Raw genomic sequence first — 14057 nt, 5'->3', positions numbered from 1 at the left:
CAGATGATGAACTACCGCCACTTGCATTACTTCTGGATGGTCGCCAAAGAAGGTGGTTTTGCACGTGCTGCCGAGCGAATGGACATGGCCATTCAAACCATCAGCGCGCAGGTGCGCGAACTTGAAAAAGACTTGGGGCATCAGTTGCTAAAGCCGGATGGGCGTGGCGTGGCATTGACTGAAGCCGGGCAGGTGGCCTTTGCCAAAGCCGAGGAAATTTTTCAACTGGGCCAAAGCCTGCCGGAGTTAGTACGGGCGGTGGCCAGCAAACCGGTGAAGCGTTTCAGGGTGGGTTTGTGCGATGGCATCTCGAAACTGGCGGTGCATGCCTTGTTGAAGCCTGTGTTGGATACGGAAGACCTGCACCTGACTTGCCATGAAGGCGAACCTGAGCAGTTGCTGGCGGAGTTGGCTTTGCACCACCTTGATTTTGTGTTTGCCGGGCAGCCCCCGCCAGCCAACCCCAACTTGCGCATGCAAAGCCGGGTGCTGAATACAACCACGGTGGATTGGTTCGGCGCTTCGAGGTGGGTGAAAAAAAGCAGTGTGAACAATTTTCCACAATGCCTGGCTGAATTGCCGGTGTTACTGCCCACTGGACATTCCCGCTTGCGGATAGACTTGAATTACTGGTTTGAGCAGCAGGGAATTGTGCCCCATGTGGTGGGCGAATTTGAAGACAGTGCCTTGATGTCGGTGTTTGCAGCCCGTGGCCTGGGTGTGTTTCCAGTGAGCCGTTTGGGTGTGTACGACGCGGGTACCTTAAGCGGTTTGCGTCTGCTGGGGCAATGCCCTGATTTGCACGAGGAAATTCATGGCGTGTGGAATGTGAAGGGAATCGACCACCCTTTGGTGGTCGAATTGTTGAAAGCCTAGGCTGCGGCCACTGCTGCTTCAATTTCCGCGAAGGTGCTGGCCTTCACTGGGTCCATCACTGGGATACCCATTTGCCGCGCAATTTGTGTCGAAGAGAACAGGCCCACCACGCGCATTTTGCCGGAGCGGTTGTCCACCACCAGCGCGTGTTGCCGGTTGTGTTCACGCAGTGTGGCAATAATATGGCCTACCTCGGCGCGCGACACTGCGCCAAACTCCAGAAACTCCAGGTCGGGCAGTTTCACCATCACATCATTCACGGTTAGCTCGGGCACATTGCGGTTGCTCGATGAAGCTTCCTTGATTGCGCGCTCGCCGGCCAGGTCGTTGGCGGTGAGCAGGCCTTGAAGATGACCTTGTTCATTGCGAACGAACAGCAGTTTGACGCCGCACACAATCATGGTGGTGCGGGCTTGCTCAAGTGTTTCAGAGCCCGAAATGCTCACGGGGTGTACACGCCGAAGGTCTGTCATGGCGTCGAAGGCTGGCGAATCGGCTGTCAGCTTCAAAGGGCGACTGGGGTCGCTGACCGTAATGGTGTCAGTGGCGCCAGCGCTGATGTGTTCGAGTGCTTGGTAGTGTTGTCTGATCATGTTGAAACCCTTTTTGACACACAGTCTTGATGCATCCGCCGACTTGGGGCCGGCGGGCGAATTTGCAGGACGGACTGCATGCAAAAGGGGGGACAGGCACAAGGGTTTGTTGCCTTGTGTCGTGGCAGTGCGAGCACCGTCCACTAGAAATTTAGTCTACGCTGCTGGCAAAAAGTTTCAAGTCAGTAAAAGCCCGGAGGACACAGGTGAATACCCGTCTATTTCAGCGGTGTACCCAAGGCATAAGGCAGCAGGTTCATGACTTCTTTGCTGACGCCCATGGCCAGGTGGGGGGTGTCGATTTCGATGTGCTCAACATTGGGGCTGAAACGGTCGATACAGGCTTGCCAACTTACGATGGAGTCTTTCTTGCAGTACAGCGCGACGATGGGGCAAACAATTGGATGCTCGAACCGTTTCAGCGTGCTGTTTTCAATGGATTCCACATCCAGCCCACGAATGTCATAAAGCGCTTTGACTGCCGTGTATTTTGGCCCGCCAATGACCGGACTGCCGATGGTGACGATGCGGCTCACGTTTTGTTGCACCTCACGTGCCGCCTCGCGAGCCAGGTAGCCACCCAGACTCCAGCCCAGTAGTTTGATCGGGGCTTGGGCTTGCTCGGAATGTTCCTTGATGTCGCCAATTACCTGTGGAAGCAGTTTGCCCACTTCACCGTGATTGAAACCGGCAGACCAGTGCACGGCCTTGTAGCCCAGTGAATCCAGGTAGCGTTTGATGAAGGTCATGCTGCTGGAACTGGCACCAAAGCCCGGAAGCAACAACACGGTTTGGCCCTGGCCTACATTCTTGCGGGCAAGAAAACGCCAGCCCACGGCCAGCTTGGCGGCTTCGAATGGTGTTTTGGCCTCGCCCAATAACAGGCTGAGTTTGGGTTTGCCAATTGAATTGCCGTAACGTTTCTGGAATTCTGCTTTGTTCATGGGGTGTTACAAGGTTGTGCACACCCGAGAAAATACGGCAAGGCGGGGCTGTACACAAAGAGGAATTCCTCTAGTGGTGCACGGTTTATTGCAGCAGCGCTAGGCTTTGGTTGGCCAGGCGAATGCGCAGGGCCAGTTCGCGGGCGAGGTTGTTCTGAAGAATCTGGCTTAATTCGGGCTGGTATTCCTGCAACTGGTCAAATTGTGCAATGGGCAGAAATAGCAGTGTGCAGTCGGTGTCTGCGCGCACTGTGGCTGAACGCGGTTTGCGGTCAATCAGTGCCATTTCGCCAACCATGCTGCCGGGGCAAAACCGCATCAATCTTTCATTGCTGTGGCCGGTGTGGTGCCACGCACTCAATTGCCCTTGCCGCAACACATACAAGCCGCAAGGCTCAGCGCCTTCGGTGAACAGGGCTTGGCCTGCGGGCAGGGTCGTGGTTAACCAGTGTGCACAAAAGGCCTTTTTTTGTGCAGGGCTCATGTGATCGCACAGGTGGCTGTTTTCAAGGGTGCTATCGGCGCTGCATGCCATATTGTCGAAAGCGATTTGACCCAGCAACAGGTTTTCAATGTGCCAAAAGGCGTCGTCAATGTGGCCTTGTGTGGCAATCCCCAGACGCGCAAGGCAACTGCGCAACAGGGGTTCACCGCCCATGGCTTGTTCGTGTGTGGGCAGTACGGCCACGGTTTGGGTGCGTGGCAACCCTTGTTTGAAAAGCCGCTCAAGGCAGTCGCAGGCGGTGTCGTCAATGTAGCGCAGGTGGGTGAAATCGAGCACAGCGGATTGCGCCGGTGCCAATTCGTCTTGTAGTCGTATTGCAATGGCAGGGGCATTGCCAAAAAACAGATTGCCCTCAAAGCGTACCCAGGCCAAGTGTTCAAAGGCGGCGTCGAGTTGTTGGCGGTGGGCGCGCGGGCGCATGCTGCGTGAACGCGCCGCGGGCTTGGATTCAATGCTGCGCAGACCACTGCCGGATTGTTGTTGCAGAAAGTAAGCTGCCACAAACAGCACGCCGACCAAGGTGCCGATGAGCAAATTGCTGATCCCGGTGACAAATACCATGCTGAGCACCACCCACACGGTGAAGCGTTCTGTGGGTGCCATTTTGCGGCGTGTGCTGCGCGCTGCGAAACGCCTGATCAAGTCCAGTGTGTTGTCTTGAATCAGAAACAGGGAGCTGACTGCCACCGCAGTGGCAAGAATGTGCAGGGGCAGCTGAGCCAGAATTGGCCAGGTGAGCAGCAAAAGCAGGCCCAGCAGGCCCACGTACCAGGCTTCGCTTTGGCGGTGCTGGGCACCCACACCCAAGGCAGCGTTGCTTCTGGAAAAGTAGTTTGAGCTGGGCAGCGCCAAGGCCAGGCCGCACAGAACATTGGCCAGTGCCAGGGTGTTCAATTCTCGGCGGGTGTTGTGCCGGGTGCCGAGCGTTTGGTCGACTTGCAACAACGATTGCATGCTTTCCAGCACCACCAGCAAGGCCAGCACCGCCGCACCCACCAACACCTGAAGCAGCAGGCCAGGTGTACCCAGCAACAAGGCAGACACCTGTTGAACGCTGCCCACAAGGCTGGTTGTATCCAGGTTTTGCCACAATGGGTGGTTGGGCATGGCGGCTACAGTTTGCACGGGCAATGTGCCGGGCCATGCCCAAAGCAGCACGCCGTGCAGCGCAAAGCCGCAGGCCAGGCCGTACACCAGGCCAAGAGGGTTGGGGCGTATGGCGCGGAAGTACAGCAGCACGGCAACTGTAATTGCCGACACACTGAGCGCCATGGGTGAAAACAAGGCAGGGGTGCTGGCGGCTTGCAGGGCGGTGGTGTACACAGCAAAGCCCAGCATGGCGGGCAGCAATTTGTAGGCTGAGAAAAGACCCAGTGTGGTGTTCATGCCAATGAGCACCGGGGCTGGCAAAAACTGCATCAACGTGCCTACACCCTGTTGTTGGGCCAGTGCGATCAACAGGCCCGCGAGTGCAATTTCAAGCATCAACAACAGCATGAGCTCTGAGTGGTTGCTGGTAATTTGCAGAAAACCGAGCAAGGAACCAGCGACAATCAGTGCGGTTGAAGAACGTGGTCCACCGAATTGAACAGGCGCTCTACCAAACAAAGCGCCCAGCAAGCCGCCCAGAAATGCGCTGGCCAAACCTGCGTAAATGCCATATGCCAGACCGGCCTGACCCAATGGGGCAAAGGCCAACATACCATACACAATTGCCTGAGCGTATCCACCGAATGCGACCAGTGCGCCCGCTTTGAATTCGGTGTTCAAGGAAGAGTTCGCGCAGCCGAAGTTGAGTTGGACTTAGTCTACGCGAATTGCTTTATTTCGAGGTGGGCATGACGAATTCAGCACCTTTCTCGATGCTGTCTGGCCAGCGCTGCATGATGGATTTCTGGCGGGTGTAGAAGCGAACTCCTTCTTCGCCGTACGCATGCATGTCGCCGAACAGGCTTGCCTTCCAGCCGCCGAAGCCGTGCCATGCCATTGGCACAGGAATGGGCACGTTGATGCCTACCATGCCCACTTGCACCAGGCGGCCAAATTCGCGGGCCACATTGCCGTCGCGGGTGTAGCAGCTTACGCCGTTGCCGTATTGATGGCTGTTGATCAAATCCAGGCCTTCTGCAAAGTTGGCCACGCGCACGCAGCTGAGCACTGGCCCGAAAATTTCTTCAAGGTAAATTCGCATGTTGGGCTTGACGTTGTCGAACAAAGTGCCGCCGGTGTAAAAGCCAGTTTCGAAACCGGCTGGTTTTTGGCCGCGACCATCCACCACCAGTGTGGCGCCTTCGTCCACGCCAATTTGGACGTAGTCCTCAATGCGCTTCAATGCCTCGGCGGTCACGATCGGCCCCATCTCAGCTGACAAATCCATGCCGTCTGTTACCTTCAATATTTTCAGGCGGGCGGCCAGTTTGGGGATCAGCTTGTCGCCCACATCGCCCACCATCACAGCCACGGAAATGGCCATGCAACGTTCACCCGCGCTGCCGTAGGCGGCACCGATGAGTGCGTCAGTGACCTGGTCCAGATCTGCATCGGGCATCACCAACAGATGGTTTTTCGCGCCGCCCAGGGCTTGCACGCGTTTGCCGTTGCGGGCACCTGTTTCGTAGATGAATTTGGCAATGGGGGTGGAGCCTACAAAGCTGAGTGCGGCCACATCGGGGTGATTCAGCAGGGTTTCCACAGCCAGTTTGTCGCCGTGTACCACGTTGAATACACCATCGGGCAGGCCGGCTTCTTTCAGTAGCCTGGCCATGAAGTTGCCAGCGCTGGGGTCGCGTTCGCTGGGTTTCAGAATGAAGGTGTTGCCGCAGGCAATCGCCACGGGGAACATCCAGCACGGCACCATGCAGGGGAAGTTGAACGGGGTAATGCCGGCCACCACGCCCACAGGCTGGCGCAGGGTCCAGTTGTCGATGTTGGTTGAAACCTGTTCGGTGTAGTCGCCCTTGAGCAATTGCGGAATGCCGCAGGCAAACTCAATGATGTCGATGCCCCGGCTGACTTCGCCCTGCGCATCGGTAAACACCTTGCCGTGCTCGGCCGTGATGATGGCGGCCAGTTCGTCGCGGTGCTGGTTCATCAAGGCCAAAAATTTGTTCATGATACGCACGCGCTGAAGCGGCGGCTTGTTGGCCCACGCTGGCAATGCGGCTTTGGCGGCTTCCACGGCTTTGTTTACGGTGGCTATATCGGCCAGCTCAACCTGGCGGGCGACCCTGCCCAGCGACGGGTTGAATACATTGGCTGTTTTGCTGCCAGCCACGCTCACGGAATTGCCGTTGATGAAGTGGGCGACAGTTTGATCGTTTTTGTAGGGTTGCATGTATCTGGGCCTGCTTGTTTGCTTCGGAAAGACTCACATTGTCGCGCAAGCACGGGGTGGGTTGAATCGGTGCTAACACCAAGCTTCCGGAAATTTTCGATGAGCGCACCATGCACTGGCAATTTACTGAAGCCTGTCAGTAAAGCCCTGATTTTTAATCCAATTGTAATTGTCGGAGGTATTACTGACATAAGGCCTGTCACTAAGGTGGGCCCAGAATGAAAGCAGAGGAGACAGCAGTGATTACAGGCTTGACGAACAAGGCCGCGTTGCGGCGTGGTCTACAGGTGGGCGCAGCCAGTGCTGCCCTGTTGATGTTGGTGGGTTGTCTGGGCAGCAGCAACAACGACATTGCTGGCACCGATGGGCGAACCAATCCCAACGAGAATCCTAACCTGAAATACGATGTGAGCATTACCCGCACCACTTACGGTGTGCCGCACATTCGTGCCAAGGATTACGGCAGCTTGGGTTATGGGCAGGGTTACGCCTTTGCGCAAGACAACCTCTGCGTATTTCTTGAGGACCTGTTGACCATTCGAGGCGAGCGTTCACGCTTCTTTGGCCCCGACGGCACCTACACCATTGAGCCCAATGGCTCGACGGCCAACAACGTGGCCAGCGACTTCTTCTGGAAAAGCCTTTTTGCCTTTGAAGAAGAAGGCGATGATGGAATTACCCGCAATGCCTGGCAGCGCACCCGCGACAAGACCATTCCCGATTTTCAGAACGTAGTGGCCGGTTATGCCGATGGCGTGAACCGCTACATTACAGAATTGAAAGCAGGCGAGCATGAGTATGAACAGCCCGATGGCAGCAAGGTGCCCGCGCATGCCGCTTGTGCTGATGCTGAATGGCTGGCTCCAATTACCACGGATGACATGTACCGCCGCTTTGTGCGCCTGGCTGTGTTGGCCAGCAGCTCGGTGTTTGTGACTGAAATTGGCAATGCACAGCCACCGGGTGTGTTGCCCGGTTTGCCTGCGGGCGGTGGAGCCCCTGCGTTGCCTGTAGCCAGTGCGGGTAAAAAAGCCAAAACCCCCGGCGTTGCCGAGCAAGTGGCTTTGCTGAAGGCGAACCCGAACCCTTTCACTGCCATGCAGAACAAGGATCACTTCGGTAGCAATATGTACGCGTTTGGCAAAGACGCAACCGCCAATGGCCAGTCGCTGGTGTACGGCAACCCCCACTTTCCATGGAAGGGTACAGAGCGTTTGTACCTAAGCCACAATATTCTTGAACTGAATGGCGAAAAGGCCATGGACATCATGGGTGTGGGCCTTTATGGCGTGCCCGCGGTGTTGATTGGTTTTAACGAGCACGTAGCCTGGAGCCACACGGTTTCCACGGCTTTCCGATTTACGCTTTACCAGTTGCAAATCAACCCGGCCAACCCCACTCAGTACATGTACGAGGGTGAGATGCGCGACATGATCGCCCTGCCCACTGAAATTGAGGTGAAGCAGGCCGATGGCAGCATTACGAAAATGCAGCGCACCATGTATCGCAGTCATTATGGGCCGATGTTGGTGCTGGAGGCCAGCGGAGTGCCGGTGCTGGGCTGGAACCAGTTGATGGCGTTTACGCTTCGCGATGCAAACCTGGAGAATGACCGACTAATCAACCAGTTTGCCAAGTGGAACCTTGCCAAATCCCTGGAAGAGTTTATCGGCTTGCACGGTAGTGAACTGGGTGTGCCTTGGGTAAACACCGTGGCCAGTGGCCCGGGCAAGCCTGCTTACTATGGTGACGTGACTGTGGTGCCGCATGTGACCGATGAAAAAATTGCCGATTGTGCAGCAGAACCTTTCAACACGGTGGTGGGTCAGTTGTCACCAGGTTTACCTGTGCTCAATGGCTCACGCGAAGCCTGCGAGTGGGGTAGTGACCCCGATGCACCCGCGCCCGGCATTTTTGGCCCGGGTAACTTGCCCACGCTTCAGCGTGACGATTATGTAACCAACTGCAACGACAGCCACTGGCTGAGCAACCCACGTCAGCCGCTGACTGGTTTTAACCGGATTATTGGTGATGAAAATGCGGAGCGTACCTTGCGCACCCGCTTGTGCACCCTGCAAGCGGAACGCCGTTTGGGCGGGGCTGATGGCCTGCCCGGCAACCGTTTTACGCAAGACAACCTGAAAGACATTGCGCTGAACAGCGAAATTTATTCCGCTACTTTGGCCAAGCAATCGGTGGTGGATGCGCTGTGCCAAGTACCTGTGTTGTTGAGTACCAGCCTGATGCCAGTGCAAACCGCGGACGCTTGTGCCGCTTTGGGTGCGTGGGATGGCAAAGCCAACCTGGATAGCAAAGGTGCACACTTGTGGCGTGAGTTTTGGAGCCGGGCGATTGCCAACCCTGGTGGCTTGCCCGTGGGCGTGCCCCAACTGCATTTGCCGTTTGATGTGCCAGTGCCATTGTCATTGCCAACCAATTTGTGGGCCAATGGCTTCAATGCGGTTGACCCGGTGAACACACCCAACACATTGAACATTGCCAATCCGTTTACCGCAGCTGCTTTGGCCGATGCAATTTTGGCGGTACAGGCCGCTGGTTTTGCGCTGGACGAGCCTTTGGGCAATATTCAAAAATCTGGAGTACAGGCCAGTGCCACGCCAATTTTCGGTGGCACCAGCCCGGAAGGCGCATTCACGATTGTGAGTACAGAACCCAGCCGGCTGAATTCGGAAGGGTACAAAGTCACCTACGGCAACAGCTACATTCAGGCTGTAACCTGGGATGCGAATGGCAAACCACAGGCTGACGCGATGTTGACTTATTCATTGTCGACTGACCCGGCCAACCCACACTTTGACGATTACACCAAGGCGTATTCCCAGAAAAACTGGGCTCGTTTGCCTTACACCGATGCTCAAATTCAGGCAGCGAAAGTGGGTCAAACCAAGGTGTTACGCCAGCAAAGGGCGTCAAACTGAGTATGTTATAAATGTTAAATTGATAATAATTGTAAAGTAACAATATAAGGGGGCGAAAGCCCCCTTTTTATTCGATTGTCTGTTTGCAAAACGCGCAATGTGGGCGAGTTAACACTCCAGTTTCAGGCCCTCATGTTCAGTCGTCTGCGTCTTGCACGTTTTTCCTCGGTCCTGTTTTGTGCATTCATGGGCTTGTCTTCCTTGGGGTGGGCCAATGAGCCACGCATTGCGGTGTCCAAGTCGCCTTTGTCCTTGCCATTTTTTGTAGCCAAGGAAAAGAACCTGTTTGCAAAGCACAAGGTTGAACCTGTGCTGATTGAATGCCTGGGCGGCAATCGATGTGTGAAGGAACTGACGGAGGGGCGGGTCGACATGGCCACTTCTTCGGAACTGCCATTCATGTTTGCGGTATTTCAAGGCAAGCCAATCAGCCTGTTGACCACGTTCAATACCAACAAAGACGACATGAAATTTGTAGCTCGAAAAACCGCTGTGAATAGCGGTACCAAGGGTTTGGTGGGCAAACGAATTGGTTACGTAGAAAAAGCGTCGTCGCACTATTACATGGATTTGTTTTTGCTTTACAACGGCATTGATCCCAAAACAACGGTGCCTGTGGCCATGGGGCTGATGCACTGCCCGGTGCCCTCAAGCGGGGTGAAGTGGATGCAATTTCAGTGTGGGAACCCTGGGGGCATATTGCACTGGAGCTAGGCGGCGCAGATGTTGCGGTAATTGATACGCCCAAACTGTACAGCCAAACCTTCAACCTGCTGGTTAGCAACGAATACCGCTTGGCACAAACCCGCAAATCGATTGCCGTGTTAGGCGCGCTGGATGAGGCAATTCAATTTATCAAGAAGAATCCCGACGAGGCCAAACGAATACTGGCACGTGATGTGGGTATTGATCTTGAAACGGTGAAAGCAGCCTGGTCCACCTACCAGTTCGAGCTGACCTTGCAGCAGTCCTTGTTGACCACAGTGCAGGGTCAGGCCCGATGGGCTCGACGTGAAGGGCATGTTGGCTCAGCCTTGGCCGAACCCGAGTTTTTGAATTTCATTGATTCCAGTCTATTGCGAAAAATAAAACCCAACGCCGTTGATTTTGTGTACCCATGAAACCTTTGTTGCGACTTAAACAAGGCGTATTCATCGCCTTGGTTTTGCTAATTGGCCTTGTCCTGGTGGCAACAGCCACAGTCGTTTCCATTAACCAGCAACGCAATGACGTGCTGGAGCAAAGCGTTGCTGCGCGCAAAATTTCCCGCTTGTCGACTCGCATGCTGGTGCTAACGCACACCGCATCGGAATACATGACCGAGACCAATATTCGCCAGTGGTGGGTGGTGCATCAATCCATTGCCGAGGAACTCGAACATCTTCATTTCTCGGATGACAGCGGAGAAACTTCCACCCGGCTGCAAGAACGTCTGAATGATTTTGCAGCCTTGTTCAGTGGTTTCGCGCACATGCCTGGCTCGGCAGAAATTTCTCTGGAAGAGCGGCGCAATGGAGTGTTAACCGACCGTTTGATTTCTGAGGCCGAACAGCTTGCAGAACTGAGCTATAAAATTTCCGACGCTGCATTTGAAAAGCAGGAAAACCTGACCCAGAAGCGCAGAAATATTTTGTCTATTTTTGCTGTGTTGTTCACTGCCAATTCATTTTTGCTTTTGCTCTTGATTCGCTACCGCGTGGTCAGGCCGCTGGCCCAAATTGAAAGTGTGGCCAATGCCATGCGTGCGGGTAATTTGAATGCGCGTTGCAATTTGCCGGAAGGCGATGAACTTGGCGACGTGGCTGCTGCGCTTGATTCATTGGCTTTGGAGTTGAACAACAAACTGGCCGACGTCACGTCGACCACACATTTGTTGGAGGTGGCTGGGCGAATGTGCGGTGTAGGTGCCTGGACGCTCGACATCAATACACATGCATTGAGCTGGTCGAAACAGACCTACGCAATTGTCGAAGCCGATTTCACGCGCCAACCCACCCTGGAAGAAGCCATTGCACTTTATCCCGAGGAATCCGCCGCGAAGCTTTCCAAAGCGTTGGATGACGCCGCCCGCACCGGCAGTGATGTGAACATGGAATTGCAGTTGCGCACCTACAAGGGCAACTTGATTTGGGTGCATGTGTTTGGTGAATTGATTTGGCAAGGTGAAGGCACCAAGCGCAAACCCTGGATGATTCGGGGGGCCTTTCAAAACATCACCGAGCGTCGCTGTGTTGAGGAAGAAATTCGACGAGCCAAAGAAGTGGCCGAGTCGGCCAGCAAGGCCAAGGGAGAATTTCTGTCCAATATCAGCCATGAAATTCGCACGCCGCTGAATGCGGTGGTTGGGCTGGCTTACATTTTGAAGCAAAGCAAGCTGGATTCATCGCAACTGGAGTTTGTCGAGAAACTCGAGAACGCGGGGCGCGGCCTGATCGATTTGGTTAGCGGTGTGCTGGACGTGTCCAAAATTGAAGCTGGTGCCATGGAGCTAGAAAAGCGACCCTTCTCAGCCCGCCACTTGATGGATTCGCTGGCTGATTTAATGACTGGCGCAGTGGCCGACAAACCGATTGAATTTGTGGTGTCTGTAGCCCCCAATGTGCCCGACCAGCTGGTGGGGGATGAGACCAAGCTTCGCCAGGTGCTGGTGAATTTGGCGGGAAATGCCATTAAGTTCACCGAAAACGGTTATGTCAAAGTGGGAGTTACCCTGGATCAGCTGGACACTCACCATTGCGTGTTGCGCTTTATCATTCAAGACACGGGTTTGGGCATGGACGCTGGTGCCATGAAACGTTTGTTCCAGTCATTTTCACAGGCGGATTCGTCGATCTCGCGACGTTTTGGTGGCACAGGCATTGGTTTGGCCTTAAGCCAGAAACTGGTGGAGTTGATGGGGGGCACCATCTCGGCGGTGAGTGCACCAGGGCAAGGCAGCTTGTTTGCATTTTCCCTGATGTTGAACCTGGATTCTCAGGCCAATACGGTGCCTGTTGCCAGCGAGTTTGCATACGATGTGGTGGTGGTCGACAGTTTCAAAACCCAACTCGACAGCGTGGCCCAAATGATCGAATGGACCGGTGTGGCTCCACAAAGTTTAGTGAACCCGGAACAGGCCTTGAGCCTGCCCAGTGGTCAGCGGCCACGATTGTTCGTGGTAAATAACCAGTTAAGTGATACCAGCGGGCTGGAACTGGCCAACAAGCTGAAAGCTGCGCATGGTTCGGCGGCTACCAAGGTTGCGCTGATGGTGCGGCCCAAGGAAGTGGAACAACTGCAAGATCCGTTGTCGACGGGACAACTCGATGCGGTGTTGATGAAACCGATTTCATTCTCGGCCTTGAAAAATGTGTTGCTGGAGGTCACCGGCAACGCATCGGGCAAGGCCAATTCAGTCAATCGTTTGTGGAATCAAAACGAATTGGTTTTTCTTGCTGGCCTGACCGTGTTGGCTGTGGACGATCACAAACTGAATTTGATGATTCTTAAAAAAATTCTGGAAACTCATGGTGCCAGAGTGATTCTTGCCGAATCGGGGCAGGCCGCGATTCAAGTTCTAAGCGAGCCAAACCACAACGATGTGGATGTGTGTTTGATGGATGTGCAAATGCCCGACATGGACGGAATGCAAACCTGTCAGTACATTCGCGACCAGTTGGGTTTGCGGCATTTACCCATACTGGCTTTAACCGCCGGTGTGATGGAGGCTGACCATCAAATGGCTTTGGTCGCAGGCATGGATGAAGTGCTGGTAAAGCCCCTGCAAATTGACAAGGTGCTGGATGCAGTAAAACGCTGGGGCACGCATCTGAAGCTGAAGACACACACGCATTGAATGTTAAATTGTGAAACTTTGCAAAGTGACAAAGTAAAGGGTTGAAACCACCTTTATCCACGCATGATAGCTGCTCTAATCGATGCAACATCAAGTTGTTAAATCGAACGGAGGGCAAGCATGAAACAGTTTCAGTTCAGCACATGGATTTACTCCCTGCTGCTGGCCTTGCTTTTGGCTGCCCAAAGCGCAGATGCTGCCAATGTGGTACGTATTGCCGTACCTCCTTCGCCCATGTCACTGCCATTTTATGTAGCGGCAGAACGAAAATTCTTCGAAAAATACCAAGTGAAGCCTGAGCTGATTGGGTGCAGCAGTGGGCAAGAATGCATTGAAGCGTTGGGGCTGGGGAAAGCTGACCTTGCCAGTTCATCTGAATTGCCGGTAATGTTTGCAGCCTACGAGAAGAAACCGGTCTCGGTGTTGGCCACCCTGGTCACCAACAAAGATGATTTGAAATTTCTGGTGTCACATAATTTGTTCAGTGAGGGTCGCTTGAACCTGGCTGGCAAAAAAATTGGCTATGTGCCCAAGTCGTCCTCACACTATTACCTGGATACTTTTTTACTGTTCAAGGGTGTAGATACCCAGCAAGTAATCAAGGTGCCTATGGCCGCTTCTGAGCTTCCCAACGCCCTGATAGAGGGCCGTGTGGATGCCCTTTCCATTTGGGAGCCTTGGCCGAACAGGCGCTGCAAATGGGGGGAAGCGAAATCGTGCAAGTGAATGAGCCGCGCCTGTACACTCAAACCTTCAATGTCAGCGTACGCAATCAATTCAAAAACGAGCAGGCCGATGCCGTGCATCGCGTTTTGAAGGCATTGAGCGAAGCGGTGGATTACATTCGCGATTATCCCTCGCGGGCGCAAGCGCTATTGTTGAGAAAAAAGCTTGTTAGCCAGGAACACATTGAGAAAAGCTGGCATGAGTACAGCTTTCGAATGACTTTGCAGCAGTCGTTGCTGAGCACCTTGCAAGGGCAGGCCAGGTGGGCCAGGCGCGAGGGCCATATTCAAAGCAGCGTGCTTATA

Annotated in this window: 11 protein-coding genes; 7 read left to right on the top strand and 4 right to left on the bottom strand. The window is 54.4% G+C overall.

Features of this window, described 5'->3' with window-relative positions; translation table 11 throughout:
• The first annotated feature begins 3 nt into the window (after positions 1 to 3).
• A complete protein-coding gene (locus BSZ31_RS04490) occupies positions 4 to 876 on the top strand; it encodes a LysR family transcriptional regulator (RefSeq protein WP_105027728.1) in 873 nt (290 codons plus the stop codon).
• Here BSZ31_RS04490 and BSZ31_RS04485 read toward each other — a convergent pair.
• The 4 genes from BSZ31_RS04485 to BSZ31_RS04470 form a co-directional block, all read right to left on the bottom strand.
• Entirely contained in the window at positions 873 to 1469 is a 597-nt protein-coding gene (locus tag BSZ31_RS04485; RefSeq protein WP_146106596.1) for a CBS domain-containing protein, read from the bottom strand. The two genes, BSZ31_RS04490 and BSZ31_RS04485, sit on opposite strands and share 4 nt — an antisense overlap.
• A 218-nt stretch (positions 1470 to 1687) precedes the next feature.
• Entirely contained in the window at positions 1688 to 2413 is a 726-nt protein-coding gene (locus BSZ31_RS04480; protein WP_105027726.1) for a triacylglycerol lipase, read from the bottom strand.
• 85 nt (positions 2414 to 2498) lie between these two features.
• Positions 2499 to 4688: a cyclic nucleotide-binding domain-containing protein gene (locus BSZ31_RS04475; RefSeq protein WP_105027725.1), complete on the bottom strand. Its 2190-nt coding sequence runs from the start codon at positions 4686 to 4688 to the stop codon at positions 2499 to 2501.
• A gap of 52 nt (positions 4689 to 4740) precedes the next feature.
• The gene (locus tag BSZ31_RS04470) at positions 4741 to 6252 is read right to left on the bottom strand and encodes a CoA-acylating methylmalonate-semialdehyde dehydrogenase (RefSeq protein ID WP_105027724.1); all 1512 of its coding nucleotides are present in this window, start codon (positions 6250 to 6252) and stop codon (positions 4741 to 4743) included.
• Positions 6253 to 6470: 218 nt separating this feature from the next.
• Between BSZ31_RS04470 and BSZ31_RS04465 the strand changes: the two genes are divergently transcribed.
• From BSZ31_RS04465 to BSZ31_RS16840, 6 genes are all read left to right on the top strand, one after another.
• A complete protein-coding gene (locus BSZ31_RS04465) occupies positions 6471 to 9191 on the top strand; it encodes a penicillin acylase family protein (protein WP_105027723.1) in 2721 nt (906 codons plus the stop codon).
• A gap of 132 nt (positions 9192 to 9323) precedes the next feature.
• Positions 9324 to 9905: an ABC transporter substrate-binding protein gene (locus BSZ31_RS04460; protein WP_146106595.1), complete on the top strand. Its 582-nt coding sequence runs from the start codon at positions 9324 to 9326 to the stop codon at positions 9903 to 9905.
• Positions 9854 to 10312 carry an ABC transporter substrate-binding protein gene (locus BSZ31_RS04455; RefSeq protein WP_146106594.1) on the top strand — a complete coding sequence of 153 codons (459 nt, stop codon included), beginning with the start codon at positions 9854 to 9856 and terminating at the stop codon, positions 10310 to 10312. The genes BSZ31_RS04460 and BSZ31_RS04455 overlap by 52 nt, the downstream gene beginning before the upstream one ends.
• A complete protein-coding gene (locus BSZ31_RS04450; RefSeq protein WP_105027720.1) occupies positions 10309 to 13026 on the top strand; it encodes a response regulator in 2718 nt (905 codons plus the stop codon). The genes BSZ31_RS04455 and BSZ31_RS04450 overlap by 4 nt, the downstream gene beginning before the upstream one ends.
• A gap of 120 nt (positions 13027 to 13146) precedes the next feature.
• Positions 13147 to 13752: an ABC transporter substrate-binding protein gene (locus BSZ31_RS04445; RefSeq protein ID WP_105027719.1), complete on the top strand. Its 606-nt coding sequence runs from the start codon at positions 13147 to 13149 to the stop codon at positions 13750 to 13752.
• Positions 13725 to 14057 (top strand): hypothetical protein (locus BSZ31_RS16840; protein WP_206018547.1); only part of this gene is annotated, 333 nt, incomplete at its 3' end. The genes BSZ31_RS04445 and BSZ31_RS16840, both read left to right, overlap by 28 nt.

The sequence above is a fragment of the Limnobacter sp. SAORIC-690 genome, from assembly GCF_002954425.1.
GTDB lineage: Bacteria > Pseudomonadota > Gammaproteobacteria > Burkholderiales > Burkholderiaceae_B > Limnobacter > Limnobacter profundi.
Note: the sequence above shows the minus strand (reverse complement) of the source record. Positions and strands in the feature narration are given on the sequence as shown.